The 15917-nt window shown below is 60.8% G+C and carries 13 protein-coding genes; 3 read left to right on the top strand and 10 right to left on the bottom strand.

All coding sequences use genetic code 11. The features are described from left to right. Positions 1-34: 34 nt before the first annotated feature. Positions 35-1162 carry a branched-chain amino acid ABC transporter substrate-binding protein gene (locus F7R20_RS23840; protein WP_003198482.1) on the bottom strand — a complete coding sequence of 376 codons (1128 nt, stop codon included), beginning with the start codon at positions 1160-1162 and terminating at the stop codon, positions 35-37. 340 nt (positions 1163-1502) lie between these two features. Between F7R20_RS23840 and F7R20_RS23835 the strand changes: the two genes are divergently transcribed. Further along, positions 1503-1808: a DUF2288 domain-containing protein gene (locus tag F7R20_RS23835; protein ID WP_003198483.1), complete on the top strand. Its 306-nt coding sequence runs from the start codon at positions 1503-1505 to the stop codon at positions 1806-1808. 287 nt (positions 1809-2095) lie between these two features. Here the strand turns inward: F7R20_RS23835 and F7R20_RS23830 are convergent, their stop codons facing one another. Continuing rightward, positions 2096-4273, bottom strand: a complete 2178-nt coding sequence (locus F7R20_RS23830) for a hypothetical protein (RefSeq protein WP_003198485.1) — start codon at positions 4271-4273, stop codon at positions 2096-2098. 351 nt (positions 4274-4624) lie between these two features. On the opposite strand from F7R20_RS23830, the gene F7R20_RS23825 reads away from it, so the two are divergent. Further along, positions 4625-5974, top strand: coding sequence for a spinster family MFS transporter (locus tag F7R20_RS23825; RefSeq protein ID WP_003198487.1), 1350 nt, complete (start codon positions 4625-4627; stop codon positions 5972-5974). Between the two features lie 128 nt (positions 5975-6102). Here F7R20_RS23825 and F7R20_RS23815 read toward each other — a convergent pair whose 3' ends face one another. After that, positions 6103-7638 (bottom strand): MDR family MFS transporter, encoded by a 1536-nt coding sequence (locus F7R20_RS23815; protein WP_013692425.1) that lies wholly within the window; start codon positions 7636-7638, stop codon positions 6103-6105. Positions 7639-7689: 51 nt separating this feature from the next. Next, the gene (gene pobA / locus F7R20_RS23810) at positions 7690-8880 is read right to left on the bottom strand and encodes a 4-hydroxybenzoate 3-monooxygenase (protein WP_003198491.1); all 1191 of its coding nucleotides are present in this window, start codon (positions 8878-8880) and stop codon (positions 7690-7692) included. Positions 8881-9055: 175 nt separating this feature from the next. Between pobA and F7R20_RS23805 the strand changes: the two genes are divergently transcribed. Continuing rightward, positions 9056-9949 (top strand): helix-turn-helix domain-containing protein, encoded by an 894-nt coding sequence (locus F7R20_RS23805; RefSeq protein WP_003198494.1) that lies wholly within the window; start codon positions 9056-9058, stop codon positions 9947-9949. 7 nt (positions 9950-9956) lie between these two features. Here F7R20_RS23805 and F7R20_RS31730 read toward each other — a convergent pair whose 3' ends face one another. From F7R20_RS31730 to arcD, 6 genes are all read right to left on the bottom strand, one after another. Continuing rightward, on the bottom strand, positions 9957-10133 hold the full coding sequence (locus F7R20_RS31730; protein ID WP_003198496.1) for a hypothetical protein: 177 nt from the start codon (positions 10131-10133) through the stop codon (positions 9957-9959). Between the two features lie 259 nt (positions 10134-10392). Continuing rightward, positions 10393-10752, bottom strand: coding sequence for a DUF5064 family protein (locus tag F7R20_RS23800; protein WP_003198498.1), 360 nt, complete (start codon positions 10750-10752; stop codon positions 10393-10395). 65 nt (positions 10753-10817) lie between these two features. Beyond that, complete coding sequence (gene arcC, locus F7R20_RS23795; protein WP_003198500.1) at positions 10818-11747, bottom strand: carbamate kinase; 930 nt, start codon at positions 11745-11747, stop codon at positions 10818-10820. Positions 11748-11903: 156 nt separating this feature from the next. After that, positions 11904-12914 carry an ornithine carbamoyltransferase gene (locus tag F7R20_RS23790; RefSeq protein ID WP_003198502.1) on the bottom strand — a complete coding sequence of 337 codons (1011 nt, stop codon included), beginning with the start codon at positions 12912-12914 and terminating at the stop codon, positions 11904-11906. An 84-nt stretch (positions 12915-12998) separates the two neighbouring features. Then, on the bottom strand, positions 12999-14255 hold the full coding sequence (arcA, locus tag F7R20_RS23785) for an arginine deiminase (RefSeq protein ID WP_003198506.1): 1257 nt from the start codon (positions 14253-14255) through the stop codon (positions 12999-13001). 31 nt (positions 14256-14286) lie between these two features. Then, the gene (arcD, locus tag F7R20_RS23780) at positions 14287-15714 is read right to left on the bottom strand and encodes an arginine-ornithine antiporter (protein ID WP_003198507.1); all 1428 of its coding nucleotides are present in this window, start codon (positions 15712-15714) and stop codon (positions 14287-14289) included. Positions 15715-15917 lie beyond the last annotated feature (203 nt).

The raw sequence follows: 15917 nt of genomic DNA, 5'->3' as shown, positions 1-15917 counted from the left end.
CGTGGGCTTTATTGGCAGTCAGTCAGACCAGGCCTTACTGAGGCGAAGCTTCGGTTTTAGGTTTGCCGAAGTGCCACTCGTAGACCACGAACTTGAAGTCCTTCAGGTCGCCCTTCGCGTCGAAGCTCAGGTCACCGGTTGGGGTCTTGAAGGTGCCGGCGTGGATGGCTTCAGCCACTTTGGCCGCGTCTTCGCTCTTGGCTGTGGTGATGGCCTGGGCAATCACCTGGACAGCGGAGTAGGACGGGAACACGAACGGACCGCTCGGGTCTTCTTTCTTGGCCTTGAACGCGTCAGCCAGGGCGACGTTGGCCGGATCCTGGTCGAAGGATTTCGGCAGGGTCACCAGCAGGCCTTCGGAAGCGTCCTTGGCGATTTGCGAGATGGAGTCGTTACCCACGCCTTCCGGACCCATGAACTTGGCCTTCAGGCCTTTTTCCTGGGATTGACGCAGGATCAGGCCCAGCTCCGGGTGGTAGCCGCCGTAGTAGACGAAGTCGACGTTGGCTTGCTTGAGCTTGGCGATCATCGAGGAGAAGTCTTTGTCGCCGGCGTTCACGCCTTCGAAGACGGCAACCTTGACGCCTTTGCCTTCGAGGGTTTTCTTCACGGCGCTGGCGATGCCTTCACCGTACTGCTGCTTGTCGTGCAGGACCGCAACGATCTTCGGCTTGACGTGGTCGGCGATGTAGTTGCCGGCCGCAGGGCCTTGGGCGCTGTCCAGGCCGATGGTGCGGAAGATCATCTTGTAGCCGCGAGCGGTGATGTCCGGGCTGGTAGCGGCCGGGGTGATCATGACCACGCCTTCGTCTTCATAGATGTCCGAAGCCGGCTGGGTGGAGCTGGAGCACAGGTGGCCGACCACGAACTTGACGCCGTCGTTGACGACTTTGTTCGCGACCGCGACCGCTTGTTTTGGATCGCAGGCGTCATCGTATTCAACGGCGACGAGTTGCTTGCCGTTGACGCCGCCCTTGGCGTTGATCTGTTCGATGGCCATTTTGGAGCCACTGAACTGCATGTCGCCGTATTGGGCTACAGGGCCGGTTTTTGGGCCGGCGATGCCGATCTTGATGGTGTCGGCGGCGAACGAATGGCTGGCAACCCCGGCCAGAACCATAGCGGCAAACAGTTTGGAAATCTGCTTAGTAGCCTTAGTCATAGTGCTCCACTCATGCTGTTGTAGTTTTTATAGTCCTGGCGCCGTAGCAGCAGAACCGGGTCAGATATCTTGGATATCCTCGCGGAAAATGCCCCCGGCAACTGTACCGGTACAGTGTAGAGCGCCGATTGTTGGCAAGGGAAGCTGGCGCTTGGGGGCAAAACCTGAGGGTGTCGCTTAATTGAAAGAAAAAGACAGAATAGCGGCGGGGTTTTGTCCGGTCATATCGGCAATCCTTGGCTTTCCTGCGCTTTTCAATCGGTACTGCAGTTACTACCGGGTTTTTCTGCCAGAGCACCGACGTTATCATTCGCGCCGATTTCTTTTCCGGACAGGTCCCATGAGTCAAGAACCTAGCACCCTCTATGCCAAGCTGCTTGGTGAAACCGCATCCATCACCTGGAAAGAGCTGGAGCCGTTCTTTGCCAAGGGTGCCCTATTGTGGGTCGATCCGGCACTGGATTTGATCGCAGCCGCCGAGGCCGTCGCCCAGGACGAAGGTACCAAAGTCGCCGCCTGGCTGGCCGCCGACCAGCTCGCCAAGCTGTCTGAAACGCGGGCGCTGGATTTTCTGGAACGCGATCCGCAGCTTTGGGCGGTGGTGGTTTCGCCCTGGATTATGATCCAGGAAAGGGCGTCGAACTGATCGATGCACCAAGTTGGTTCGTGTTCGGGTGGGCAAGAAAGTGTGTAGGTGAGTAGCGTGATGGCGTCCTGCCGTGGCGAAACGCCACAGGGGAGGGTGACGTATACGTAACGGGAACAGTTTATGGAGCAGCCTTTGGGCTGCTCAATTGTTTCTGGATGTTGTCCAGGTGCGGGATTCAGGACCGCTATCGCGAGCAGGTTCGCTCCCACATTGGGTCTGTGTTCACAAATCCCTGTGGGAGCGAGCTTGCTCGCGATTGGAGGCAACACGGTGCTGCGCCGGCCTCAGTAAGTCCTGCCAGTATGGTTATTAAGGGAAATAACCTTGGTCTTGCCAATGCGGTGACGGTAGATCTCGCGCAGGTACTTGATGGCTTTTTTCACGCAGTCGCGGGACAGGCGGATGTCGTTGATCGAGACGAACTTGTCCTTGTCGTTGATCAGCTCGCGATACTTCTTCTCGTACATCGGCTTGATCGCGTACCAGTTGGTGTCGAGGATCTTCGCCGGGTTTTCGAATTCGTTGAGCAGGTCGTCGATCCGTTCTTCGTCGAAGTCTTCATTGATGATGAAGTCCAGGATCGAGTTGTCCAGGGTGTCGTCGAAGCGGTACGGGGTGCGGGCGAAGCAGCGTTTGATGAAGGCCACGATCAGGGTCAGGAAATCATCCGACAGGCACGGGCTCTTGGCGATCAGGGTGGTCAGCGACAGGTTGGCCGACGCGCCGATCACCAACGCGTAACGCTTGAGCGTGGTGTTGGGGAACAGGCTGTTGAGGTGGGTCTTGAGCCGGTTCAGGTCCATGTAGGACAGCTTGTAGTCCTTGGGCAGGGAGACGATGGACACCACCGACGAGCAGTTCTTGAAGAAGTGCAGGTCATGCAGGGCCGCGGCGTCGTAGCCGGAATTCTTGTACTGCTCCAGCGACGCCCGGTAGCGCTTGGATTCGATCGGCAACAGACTGATGCCTTCGATGGCCTGGGTGACTTTGTTGAAGTGCGGCAGGTCGATGGAACGGAAGAACAGGTCGTCGATGTTCAGGCGCGGCGGTTCTTTCTCGAACACCTTGAACTTGTCGCCGCTCGGCGCCGGGGTTTCCGGGACGACGGACTCGGCGTAGGCAATCGCCACCGGGCCGGCCAGACTCATGAACAGGTCGTTGGCGTCCAGGCGAATGGTTTCGCCAATGTCGATGCCGGCACGGCGGAAGTAGTTCTGATCGTAGTCGGTGGTAACCGCCTGGGCCGTCAGGATGTTGAAGATCTGCTGGGAGATGTACTGGTTGGCGTGCTTCTCCATGGCATTGACATCAATGTTCTGGATGTTGCCGTCATCGCTTTCTTCGGCATAGCGCATGATGTCGTTGGAGATCAGCATCATCGCGTTCCATGGGCGGATACGGCCCATCACGCTGGCTTCGCTGCTGTCTTCGTTGGCGAAGTTGTACGAGAAATCCCATTCTTCCGACAGGTACTTGCACAGCAGGCGTCCGGCGTTGATGTGCAAGGCCTCGGACATTTCGCTGCGATGGTCGGAAATATTCGGCAGTACGCAGATGCCGCTGGTGAAAATCGGTTCGAAGACGAAGGAGTGACCGCTCTTGCTGTCGTGTTCGTCCATCGGCTTGGTGTCGAACGTCTTGTTCATGTACGAGTATTGCTGGGCCAGGCCGAACTCCGAGGCCATGCCTGAACCGGTACCGCCGCCAGCACTGAAGATCGAGAAGTACAGGCGCGACTGGTTGGCCTTGATGCCGCAGCTGTCGATCAGGTACGAGTGGATCATTTTCCAGTCGGGGCTGGAGAAGCGCTGGGTGTCCTTGTTCAGGATGATCTTGGCCAGGTACTGGCCCAGGATCGGCGCGTTACCGGCGCCACCGGCATGGACTTCCGACAAGTCCATGATCTTCATCTTGCTGTAGTCGCGCAAAAAGCCGCTTTTCTCGCCCTTGCGCGAAAAACGGATACGCCCGGCGATGTCCTTGTCCAGGTCGCCGAGCATCACCAGCGGTTCCACCAGGAACACCGGTTTGCTGGCCTTGCTGGTGCCAAGACGCAGGTTGTTGCGGATCCACTGCGCGGGGCTGTAGCCCTTGTCGCTGTAAGCCTTGTCTTCAGCATTGAATTCGTTGAGGTAGAACTTGCGGGCGTTGTACACCAGCTCCGCCACGTCCAGGGCGATGTTGGAACCGCAGCGCCCCAGGCCGATCAGGCACACCGACGGGAATTCCTGCTGGGCGCGGTCGCTCTCGTCTTCCACCAGATGGGGCGGTCGCGGGAACACCGCGTCGCGCAGGCCATCGAGGTTGTCGAGGATCCGGTCGGTGTTGGTTTCGGTGAAATACAGATACTGCTGAGTCGACAGGGGACGCGAGCTGCTCGATGGTTTCGAGACTTCAGGGCCGTTGGCGGCCGGGCTCAGGGTCAGATCGGATACCGCAGTGGCTGTTTTTTTGGAAGTCATTGTGCGCCATATGCCTGAACTGGTTGGCTCGACGAGCGCTGTCATCGAGCCATCGCGGATGGGAGCTCGCGTCCTGGATGGCGCGAAGGTCGGCCCCGAGCGTCCAGGGCTATAGCCTGGGCGCCGCTCGAGAGATTCTTTCCTGATAGGTTGAATCGGCCATCGGCAGGCGATCTTTAATCAAGAATGGGCGAAATGATGGCAATTGTTACAGGAAATTGACCGTTATCAAGAAACGCGCCGCTCGCCATGGGTGGGTATCAGCCTTGCGAATGATTGGAGACAGTCCGCGCACCGCTGTCTAGATTGCAGATTCCGCTAATGCTCCATAACAATAAAAGAGACGGACCCATGCAGAACTCGACCCAAGCGGCGAATGCCTGGCGCATTCTGTTCCTGTTGTTCCTGGCCAACCTGTTCAACTTCTTCGACCGCACCATCCCGGCGATCATCATCGAGCCGATCCGCATGGAGTGGAGCCTCAGCGACTTCCAGATCGGCATCATCGGCACCGCTTTCACCATCGTCTACGCCATTGCCGGGTTGCCATTGGGACGCATGGCCGATACCGGTTCGCGCAGCAAGTTGATGGGCTGGGGCCTGGCGACCTGGAGCGCGCTGACGGCGGTCAACGGTCTGGTGGGCAGTTTCTGGGCGTTCCTGCTGGTGCGCATGGGCGTCGGGATCGGCGAGGCGAGTTATGCGCCGGCGGCCAACTCACTGATTGGCGATCTGTTCCCGGCCCATCGCCGGGCGCGGGCCATGGGCATTTTCATGCTGGGCCTGCCGATTGGCCTGCTGCTGGCGTTCTTCACCATCGGCGCGATGGTCAAGGCCTTTGACAGCTGGCGCGCGCCGTTCTTTATCGCGGCGGTGCCAGGCTTGGTGCTGGCGTTGTTCATGTTCTTCATCAAGGAGCCCAAGCGCGGCGCGGCGGAAACCGTGCAGGTGTCCCAGGAAAAAATCGACCGGCCGATCCGTCGAGTGTTGGCGATTCCCACTTTCCTGTGGTTGGTGCTGGCTGGGTTGTGCTTCAACTTCGCCACTTATGCCTGCAACTCCTTCCTGGTGCCGATGCTGCAACGCTATTTCCTGATGCCGCTGCACGAGGCGGCGGTGGCCACCGGGATCATGGTGGGCGTGACCGGGTTGTTCGGCTTGACCCTCGGCGGCTGGATCGCCGACAAGATTCATCAGCGCGTGCCCAGTGGTCGCTTGCTGTTCGCCGCGTTCAGCCTGGTGATCTCGACGCTCACCACTGCCTGGGCATTGCATGCCGGGCGGATTGAAATCGGTGTGTTCGTCGCGGTGTTCAGTGTCGGCTGGTTGTTCGCCTATACCTTTTATACCTGCGTGTACACGGCGATCCAGGACGTGGTCGAGCCGCGCCTGCGGGCCACGGCGATGGCGCTGTTCTTCGCTGGCCTGTACTTGCTCGGTGGCGGCCTGGGGCCGGTGGTGGTGGGTGGCTTGTCCGACTACTTCGCCCGCACGGCCATGGCCGCGGCCGGGGTCGACCAGATGACCGAAGCGTTCAAGGCCATCGGCCTGCATGACGCGATGTACCTGATTCCGGTGGCACTGTTCCTGACCATGGTGTTCCTGTTCCTGGCGTCACGTTGCTTTGTGCGCGATGCCAAGCGGATGAAGGACGGGATGAGCGCGGTGGTGCTGCCCGAAGGTGTCGTGGCGACTGCCTGATATCCATCTGTGGGAGCAAGGCTTGCCCGCGATGAAGGCGATGCGGTCTTTCAGAAAACCGAGGCGCCTGTTTCGCGAGCAAGCTTTGCTCCCACAAATCCCTCGCCACAGGTTCTTGTGCATTCTTGCTAGCGGACCTTCTCATCTCGCCCGCGCAGCAAGCGATTGGGCATCGCCAGCGCCGCGGCCAACCCCAGCAGCGACACCGCCGCGCTGATCGCCAGCAAATGCCGGAACGTCGCCTGCAACTCCTGGCGCAAGGCATTTTGTGCCTCGCCCGGGGCGGCGTTCAGGCCGTCCAGCAAGACGCTGCCGGAATGCCCTTCACCGATCATCGACGAGCTGGCGAGCTGGGCGAAGCTTGAATCCTGCAGCAAGGCCAGCAGCAACGCGGACATCAGTGCCACGCCCACCGCGCCGCCAAGGGAGCGGAACAGGTTGGTGGTGCTGGTGGCGACGCCGATGTCCTGTTGGTGCACGGCGTTCTGCGCACCCACCAGTGAAGTGGGGAACTGCATGCCGGAGGCGATGCCGCTGAGCAGCATGAACAGGCTGCTCAGCCAGAGCGCGGCGGGCGGGGTGAAAGCCATGCCCAGGATAGCGAACGGGAAGAGCAGGGCGCCGCTCAGGATCATCGGCTTGTAGCGCCCCGTGACCGAGGTCCGGCGTCCGGCGAAATACGCGCCGATCGGCAGCCCGATTGCCAGCGGCAACAAGTGCAACGCCGCACTGTCGGCACCGGCGCCGGTCACGCTCTGGAAGCGTAACGGCACCAGCACCGTCAGGGAGATCGCCTGGAAGCTGGTGAAGAACACCGTGCACCAACACAGCACCGCATCGCGGTTGGCGAACAGGTGCATCGGCAACAACGGCTCCCGCGCCCGGCGCTCGTGCCAGGCGAACACCCCCAGCGCTGCTCCTGCGCAACCCAGCAATCCCAGCACTTCACGGCTGTGCCAGGCATGACCCTGGCCGACCTGGGTGATCCCCAGCAGCAGCGCCGTCAGGCCGATGATCAGCAACACGGTGCCCAGGTAATCGATGATCGGCGTGCGTTGCGGCACCGGCAACCCGACCAGGCTGCGTCGGGCCACCCACCAGGCCACCAGTCCCAGCGGCAGGTTGATCCAGAACACCCAGCGCCACGACAGGTACTCGGTCATGTAGCCGCCGAGCACCGGCCCGGCGACGCTGGCCACCGCGTACATGCTGCTGAAATAACCCTGGTAGCGACCGCGTTCGCGGGGCGGGATAATGTCGCCGATGATCGCCTGGCTCACCGAAATCATCCCGCCGGCGCCGATGCCCTGGAAAATCCGCGCCAGCACCAGTTGCTCCATGTTTTGGGCCAGGCCGCAGAACAGCGAGGCCAGGGTGAACAGGCCCATGCCGAACAGCATCAGTGGCCGGCGACCGTAGAGGTCACCGAGCTTGCCGTAGATCGGCACCGCCACGGTCATGGCGACCATGTAGCCGGAAATCACCCAGGCCAGCAGGCTGACGTCGGCAAACTGTGCGGAGATGGCCGGCATCGAGACGGCGACGATGGTCTGGTCCAGCGCACCCAGGAAAATCGCCAGCATCAGGGCTGCCAGCACGCTGCGGATGGCCGGTTTTGGGGCTTGGAGCGTATTGAACTGAGTCAAGGCAGAACCTGCGGGCATCGCGCCGGAGAGGCAAAATGGACGAAACCCGCAGTTTAAGTCGATAGGCGACTATTCGATAGCCTCGTAAGGAAGTCCGACGTAATTTTCCGCGATGGTCTTGCGACCGGCCTCGGAGTCGACGAAATATTCCAGCTCGGCTTCGCTGATGCGCTGGTTGAAGGCATCGTCGTCGAAGCGGTGCAGCATCGAAGTCATCCACCAGGAGAACCGTTCGGCTTTCCAGACGCGCCGCAGGCAGATGGCTGAATACTTCTCCAGCAGATCCACACGGCCGTCGCGATAGACCTTGAGCAGGATGTTGAACAGCGTGCTGACATCGCTGGCCGCCAGGTTCAGCCCTTTGGCGCCGGTGGGCGGGACGATGTGGGCCGCATCGCCTACCAGGAACATCCGCCCATACTGCATCGGCTCGACCACGAAGCTGCGCAGCGGGGCGATGCTTTTCTCGATGGACGGGCCGGTCACCAGGGCTTCGGCCAGGTCGGCGGGCAGGCGGTTTTTCAGTTCATCCCAGAAACGCTCGTCCGGCCAGTCGGCCACTTGTTCCTCGGCGGGCACTTGCAGGTAATAACGGGTGCGGGTCTTGGAGCGCATGCTGCACAAGGCAAAGCCGCGTGCGTGGCGAGCGTAGACCAGTTCTTCGTGGACCGGTGGGGTGTCGGCCAGCACGCCGAGCCAGCCAAACGGGTAGACGCGTTCGAAGACCTTGAGTTTTTCCGCAGGAATGGACTGTCGCGCCACGCCGTGGAAACCGTCGCAACCGGCAATGTAGTCGCAGTCCAGGCGCCAGGTTTCCCCTTCATGCTCGAAGGTCACGAAAGGGGTTTCGGTTTGCATGTCGTGGGGCTGGGCATTGCTGGCCAGGTACAGGGTCCGGGCGCCGGCGGCTTCGCGGGCGGCCATCAAGTCGCGGGTCACTTCGGTCTGGCCGTAGACCATGACATTTTTACCACCGGTCAGGCCCTTGAGGTCGATGTGCACCCGCCGATCGTTGAGCACCAGTTCAAAACCGTCATGGGGCAGGCCTTCGGTGTCCATGCGCTGGCCAACGCCAGCCTGGCGCAGCAGCTCGACCATGCCTTGCTCCAGCACACCGGCGCGGATGCGGCTCAGTACGTATTCCGGGGTCTGGCGTTCGAGGATGACAGTGTCGATTCCTGCGTTGTGCAGCAACTGGCCGAGCAGCAGGCCAGAGGGGCCGGCACCGATAATAGCGACTTGGGTCTTGAGGGTTTTCATTGTTGTTATGACTCGCACGAAGCACGCGACCAGGGTCGGTGTTGATTATTAGAAATCGAGTGCCTACATTTTTCGCTTGCGGACCTGTCAGTTGAAGGGGAAAACTGAGCCGATACCTGTTCTTTTTACCAATTGGTGCGATTATCGCCCGCAACCCCAGGCCCGGATCCACGTTATGAAAAAACCTGACCTGCCTTCGATCCCGGTGTTCAAGCTCTATGGCGAGAGCCAGGAATGGCCGACGCCGGACTTGTTGCACTGCGAGACCATCTCCAAGCGCAGTCGCGAGCATCAATGGGAAATCAAGCCTCATCGGCATGCCGATCTGTGCCAGTTGTTGTTTGTCTTCAAGGGCCAGGCGGAACTGGAAATCGAGGGCCGGCGCACGCTACTCACCGAACCGGCCGTGCAGATCCTGCCGCCGCTGTCGGTCCACGGCTTTCGTTTTTCCGAGGATGTGGAAGGTTACGTGGTGACCCTGGCGGCGCCGCTGGTCACGCACCTGCAAGCGCAACTGGGGCATTCGGTCAACGTCCTGGCCCAGGCCGAAAGCTACCCCGCCCTTGAGAATGCCGAGTACCTCAACAGCCTGTTCAGCGCCTTGCAGAATGAGTACGTGGGGCATCAACCGGCGCGGGAAATGCTGATGCATGCGCTGGTCAGCGTGATCATGGTCTGGGTCAGCCGCCAGGTGATGCAGCGACACACCCAGGCCCAGCGCCCGCAACGGGCCCGGGAATACCTCAACGGCTTCATTCAGTTGGTGGAAGAAACCTATCGCGAGCACGTCAAGGTCGAAGACCTGGCCCACCGCCTGGGCATTTCCGTGTCGCACCTCAACGGCACTTGCCGGGAACTGGCGGGGCAACCGGCGTTGCAGATCATGCATGAGCGCCAGTTGCTGGAAGCCAAGCGTCTGCTGACCTACACCGGCATGACCATCTACGAGATTTCCGAAATGCTCGGGTTTTCCGACCCGACCAACTTCACCCGGCTGTTCCGCCGACGCGTCGGCATCTCGCCCAAGGCGTTCCGGGACCGGCTCAAGACCGATCAACAGGACGACTGACCACGCCTCAGCGCAGGGCGTTCAGGGTTGCGCTGTGGGGGATGCACCGTTCGAAGTTGCAACTGGCGTATTCACGGGGCAGTTGCCTGGCCTGCTCGACCCGGTAGGCCGCGGTGCCGTACAGCGCAAGCGTGGCGGCGCAGGTGACGAAAATGGCGAGGCGTCTTTTTATTTTAATGTTCATGGCGGTGACCTCTGAACGAATACCCGGGGGTACTACTTTCAGAATAGGTCAGCCGTGGCGAGTTGCCAGCCTGGCAGTGAGTGTGTTTAACCCGATATTCAGAGCACTGATAACCCTTGTGGGAGCGAGCTTGTGGGAGCAAGGCTTGCCTGCGATGCAAACACCTCGGTGTAACTGATAGACCGAGGCGATGCCATCGCGGGCAAGCCTTGCTCCCACAGGTCTGCTCCCACAAACAGGGGTAGGGGGTTTCGGGCGGTTATGCCAGGTGTTCTGGTTTCATCGGGTCGCCCGGCTTGACGTCCAGTTGCTTGCGCACGTCCTCGAACATTTCGTCGTAGTACTTGTGCATCGAGCCGATGCTCGCGGTCTTGGGCAAGCCATACTTCTGGGCGACGCGCGTGGCATGGCGGGCGAAGTCGAAGGCCTGGTCCTTGGCCAGGAAGAACGTCTCGTCCAGGGACTTGTCTTCGACGGTGCCATGCACCCGGAATGACATGCCCGTGCCCTCCTTGCCGTCCTGATCGACCTTGTAGTCGATGAACAGGTTGTAGCTGAAGTCATCCTTGTTCAGCGCATGGCGCTCCATGTGCAGGTGTCCGGGTTCGAACATGGCCATAAGCAACTCTCCTTTGAAGGCATGGGGAGTAGGGCAGACCCTGGATCCGCCCCGCAAGTTTCCTGTTATCGATAAGCGATGCCAGGTGTCGCCGTGCTGATGCGGGTGCCGGCCTTGCCCTGGACGATCGCTTCGATGTCCGAGAGTGAACCGATCACCGCAACCTTGCCAGTGTTGCGCGCGAATTCGCAGGCGGCCTGTACCTTCGGCCCCATGGAGCCGGCAGCGAAGCCGAGCTTTTCCATTTCGTCGGGGTGGGCCTGGGCGATGGCTTTCTGGGTCGGCTTGCCGAAGTCTATGAACGCGGCGTTGACGTCGGTGGCGATCACCAGCAGATCGCTTTCCAGCTGTTCGGCCAGCAGCGCCGAGCACAGGTCCTTGTCGATCACCGCTTCCACGCCTTGCAGCTTGCCGTCGGCGTCGTACATCGTCGGGATGCCGCCACCGCCGGCGCAGATCACGATGCTGCCCTTTTCCAGCAGCCATTTGATCGGGCGGATTTCAAAGATGCGCTTGGGCCTGGGGCTTGCGACCACGCGGCGGAACTTGTCGCCGTCGGGGGCGATGGACCAGCCCTTTTCGGCCGCGAGCTTTTGCGCCTCGCTTTTGCTGTAGACCGGGCCGATGGGCTTGCTGGGCTTCTGGAAGGCCGGGTCGTTGCCATCCACTTCGACCTGGGTCAGGAGCGTGGCGAAGGGGACTTCGAAGTCCAGCAGATTGCCCAGTTCCTGTTCGATGATGTAGCCGATCATGCCTTCGGTTTCGGCGCCGAGCACGTCCAGCGGATACGGCGTGACCGAGGTGTAGGCCGCCGCCTGCAACGACAGCAGGCCGACCTGCGGGCCGTTGCCGTGGGCGATGACCAGTTGGTTGCCAGGGTGGATTTTCGCGATCTGTTCGGTCGCGGTGCGGATGTTGATGCGTTGATTGTCTGCGGTCATGGGTTCACCCCGACGCAGGAGGGCGTTACCGCCCAGGGCAACGACGATACGCATGGTGCTGTCCTTTCAAAAATGGAACGAGAACGCAGTGATGATCGTTCCCACGCTCTGCGTGGGAACTCCGCCCGGGACGCTCCGCGTCCCCTGTGACGCAGAGCGTCACCGGATGCATTCCCACGCAGAGCGTGGGAACGATCACTCTTCAAGCGCCTAGATATCCGCCAACGCCGACACCAGGATCGCCTTGATGGTGTGCATGCGGTTTTCCGCTTGCTCGAAGGCGATGTTGGCCGGCGATTCGAACACTTCCTCGGTCACTTCCACGCCATTGGCCAGGTTCGGATAACGGGCGGCGATGTCCTTGCCGACCTTGGTTTCGCTGTTATGGAACGCCGGCAGGCAGTGCATGAACTTCACCCGCGGGTTGCCCGAGGCTTTCATCATTTGCGCATTGACCTGGTAGGGCAGCAATTGCTCGATGCGCTCGTCCCAGGCTTCCACCGGCTCGCCCATGGACACCCAGATGTCGGTGTGGATGAAGTCCACGCCCTTGACGGCTTCCTTCGGGTCTTCGGTGATGGTGAGGCGGGCGCCACTTTCGGCGGCGAAGGCCTGGCACTGGTCGATGAAGTCCTGATGCGGCCACAAGGCTTTCGGCGCGCCGATGCGCACGTCCATGCCCAGTTTGGCGCCGATCATCAGCAGCGAATTGCCCATGTTGTAGCGGGCATCGCCCAGGTAGGCGTAGCTGATGTCATGCAGCGGCTTGTCGCTGTGTTCGCGCATGGTCAGGGTGTCGGCAATCATTTGGGTGGGGTGGAATTCAGCGGTCAGGCCGTTGAACACCGGCACCCCGGCGAACTTGGCCAGTTCCTCGACGATCTCCTGTTCGAAGCCTCGGTATTCGATGGCGTCGAACATCCGCCCCAGGACCCGGGCGGTGTCTTTCATGCTTTCCTTGTGACCGATCTGCGATGACACCGGGTCGATGTAGGTGACGTGGGCGCCCTGGTCATGGGCCGCGACTTCGAAGGCGCAGCGGGTGCGGGTCGAGGTCTTTTCGAAGATCAGCGCGATGTTTTTGCCTTGCAGGTGTGGACGCTCGGTGCCGGTGTATTTGGCACGTTTGAGGTCGCGGGACAGGTCCAGCAAGTAGTGCAGCTCGCGGTTGGTGTGGTGCATCAGACTCAGCAGGCTGCGGTTGCGCATGTTGAACGCCATGATGTGGATCTCCTCAGGTGTAGGTTATCCCCGGGGCCGGTCTCTGCCGTTGGATGCAGAGCAGTGCCGGCCCAGGCTCAAAGGTTAGTAATCGATCGGGTCGCGGATGATCGGGCAGGTCATGCAGTGACCGCCGCCCCGGCCCCGGCCCAGTTCGCTGGCACTGATGGTGATGACTTCCACACCGGCCTTGCGCAGCAGCGTGTTGGTGTAGGTGTTGCGGTCGTAGCCGATCACCACGCCCGGCTCCACGGCCACCACGTTGTTGCCGTCGTCCCATTGCTCGCGTTCGGCGGCGAAGCTGTTGCCGCCGGTTTCCACCACTCGCAGCGCTGGCAGCTTGAGGGCCGCGGCCACGGTGTCGAGGAAACTGCTGTCCTCGCGGCGCACGTCGATGCCGCCGGGTTTGCTCTCGTCAGGGCGCAGGGAGAAGGCGACGATCTGGCTCACCACTTCCGGGAAAATCGTGACCAGGTCGCGGTCGCAGAAGCTGAACACGGTGTCCAGGTGCATGGCGGCGCGGGATTTCGGCAAGCCGGCGACGATCACCCGCTCCACGGCTTTGTGCTTGAACAGGTTCAGCGCCAATTGGCCGATGGCCTGGCGGGACGAGCGTTCGCCCATGCCGATCAGCACCACGCCGTTGCCGATGGGCATCACGTCGCCGCCTTCGAGGGTGGCGTTGCCGTGCTCCTGGTCCGGGTCGCCGTACCAGACCTGGAAGTCAGCCTGGGTGAACTCGGGGTGGAATTTGTAGATGGCGCTGGCCAGCAGGGTTTCCTGGCGGCGCGCCGGCCAATACATCGGGTTCAGGGTCACGCCGCCGTAGATCCAGCAGGTGGTGTCGCGGGTGAACTGGGTGTTGGGCAGCGGCGGCAGGATGAAGCTGGAGTGCCCGAGGAAGTCGCGGAACATCTGGATGGTCTTGCCACCGAAGCTGTCCGGCAGGTCATCGGCCGAGACGCCACCGATCAGGAATTCGGCGATATGGCGCGGCTCCAGGCTGCGCAGCCACGAACCGACTTCGTTCACCAGGCCCAGGCCCACCGAGTTGGCGGTGATCTTGCGCTGCAGGATCCAGTCCAGGGCTTCGGGGATGGCGACGATGTCGGTCAGCAGGTTGTGCATCTCCAGCACGTCGATGTCGCGCTCGCGCATCTTGGTGACGAAATCGAAATGGTCGCGCTTGGCCTGGTTGACCCAGATCACATCGTCGAACAGCAGTTCGTCGCAGTTGTTCGGGGTCAGCCGCTGGTGGGCCAGGCCTGGGGAGCACACCATGACTTTACGTAATTTGCCGGCTTCGGAATGCACGCCGTATTTCACTTTTTCCGTGGTCATTACAAATCCTCCAGTTAGAACAATCAGCCAACTACAAGGTCAGGAAGCCGTCGTAGAGTCCGTAGGCCGCCACCAGGGCGCCTGCGATCACTGCGGCAAAAATCAGCTTCTCGACAGAGGTGAAAATCGGTTTGCCCAGCTCGTGCTTGGCCTTGGCGAACAGGATCGCGCCGGGGGCATAGAGCAGGGCGGAGAGCAGCAGGTACTTGATGCCGCCGGCATACAGCAGCCACACCGCGTAGATCAGGGCGATGGCACCGATGGCCAGGTCTTTGCGGCGCTCGGCCAGGGCGTTCTCATAGGTCTCGCCGCGCACCGCCAGCAGCACTGCGTAGGCCGCCGACCACAGGTACGGCACCAGGATCATCGAGGTGGCGAGGTAGATCAGTGACAGGTAGGTGCTGGCCGAGAACAGGGTGATGACCAAAAACAGCTGGACCATTGCATTGGTCAGCCACAGGGCGTTGGCCGGTACGTGGTTGGCGTTCTCCCGGCGCAGGAACTCGGGCATGGTGTGGTCTTTGGCGGCGGCGAACATGATCTCGGCGCACAGCAACACCCAGGACAGCAGGGCGCCGAGCAGCGAGATAATCAGGCCGACGCTGATCAGCACCGCGCCCCAATGCCCCACGACATGCTCCAGAACGGCGGCCATGGACGGATTCTGCAACTTCGCCAGTTCAGGCTGGGTCATGATGCCCAGGGACAGCACGTTCACCAGTACCAGGAACAGCAGCACGGTGATGAAGCCGATGACGGTGGCCTTGCCCACGTCGGTGCGTTTCTCGGCGCGGGCGGAAAAAATACTCGCGCCCTCGATGCCGATGAACACCCACACGGTGACCAGCATCATGTTGCGCACCTGGTTCAGCACGCTGCCCAGGTCTGGGTTCTTCAGGCCCCAGATATCAGCGGTGAAAATATCGAGCTTGAACGCGAATACGGCGATCAGCACAAACAATACAAGCGGTACGACCTTGGCGATGGTGGTCACCAGGTTGATGAATGCCGCTTCCTTGATGCCTCGCAATACCAGGAAGTGCACGGCCCATAGCAGGACCGATGAGCCGATCACCGCTGCGACGGTATTACCTTCACCAAACACCGGGAAGAAGTAGCCCAAGGTGCTGAACAGCAGCACGAAGTAGCCGACGTTGCCCAGCCAGGCGCTGATCCAGTAACCCCAGGCGGATGAGAAACCCATGTAGTCGCCGAACCCGGCCTTGGCGTAGGCGTACACCCCGCCATCCAGATCGGGTTTGCGGTTGGCCAGGGTCTGGAACACGAAGGCCAGGGTCAGCATGCCGACGGCGGTAATCGCCCAGCCGATCAGCACTGCACCGACATCGGCACTGGCCGCCATGTTTTGTGGCAAGGAAAAGATTCCCCCGCCGATCATTGAGCCGACCACCAGTGCAACCAGCGCACCCAATCGAAGTTTTCCGGGCGTATCAGACATTTGCGAGACTCCAGTGCAGGAGAAGAGAGTCAATAGACTAAGTCGATTTGAAAGTTGAATATCTGATCTGGATCAGTGCATGACAACATTCCATTGTTAATGAAGGAGTTAACACCGTCCGTTGGCGTCTTGAAGTTGCTCGAAAGGCCCGTTTCAGGGCATTTGGCAAAGGGTTTGTGAAGGTTTTCTTGCCGCAGGATTAT

This window comes from Pseudomonas brassicacearum subsp. brassicacearum (assembly GCF_008801605.1).
GTDB classification, from domain to species: domain Bacteria; phylum Pseudomonadota; class Gammaproteobacteria; order Pseudomonadales; family Pseudomonadaceae; genus Aquipseudomonas; species Aquipseudomonas brassicacearum.
This window is presented reverse-complemented; position numbering and strand designations above follow the sequence as displayed.

Coding starts and splice junctions, on each gene's coding strand:
- F7R20_RS23840 (WP_003198482.1), bottom strand. CDS start 1,162: ATGACTAAGGCTACTAAGCAGATTTCCAAACTGTTTGCCGCTATGGTT.
- F7R20_RS23835 (WP_003198483.1), top strand. CDS start 1,503: ATGAGTCAAGAACCTAGCACCCTCTATGCCAAGCTGCTTGGTGAAACC.
- F7R20_RS23830 (WP_003198485.1), bottom strand. CDS start 4,273: ATGACTTCCAAAAAAACAGCCACTGCGGTATCCGATCTGACCCTGAGC.
- F7R20_RS23825 (WP_003198487.1), top strand. CDS start 4,625: ATGCAGAACTCGACCCAAGCGGCGAATGCCTGGCGCATTCTGTTCCTG.
- F7R20_RS23815 (WP_013692425.1), bottom strand. CDS start 7,638: ATGCCCGCAGGTTCTGCCTTGACTCAGTTCAATACGCTCCAAGCCCCA.
- pobA (WP_003198491.1), bottom strand. CDS start 8,880: ATGAAAACCCTCAAGACCCAAGTCGCTATTATCGGTGCCGGCCCCTCT.
- F7R20_RS23805 (WP_003198494.1), top strand. CDS start 9,056: ATGAAAAAACCTGACCTGCCTTCGATCCCGGTGTTCAAGCTCTATGGC.
- F7R20_RS31730 (WP_003198496.1), bottom strand. CDS start 10,133: ATGAACATTAAAATAAAAAGACGCCTCGCCATTTTCGTCACCTGCGCC.
- F7R20_RS23800 (WP_003198498.1), bottom strand. CDS start 10,752: ATGGCCATGTTCGAACCCGGACACCTGCACATGGAGCGCCATGCGCTG.
- arcC (WP_003198500.1), bottom strand. CDS start 11,747: ATGCGTATCGTCGTTGCCCTGGGCGGTAACGCCCTCCTGCGTCGGGGT.
- F7R20_RS23790 (WP_003198502.1), bottom strand. CDS start 12,914: ATGGCGTTCAACATGCGCAACCGCAGCCTGCTGAGTCTGATGCACCAC.
- arcA (WP_003198506.1), bottom strand. CDS start 14,255: ATGACCACGGAAAAAGTGAAATACGGCGTGCATTCCGAAGCCGGCAAA.
- arcD (WP_003198507.1), bottom strand. CDS start 15,714: ATGTCTGATACGCCCGGAAAACTTCGATTGGGTGCGCTGGTTGCACTG.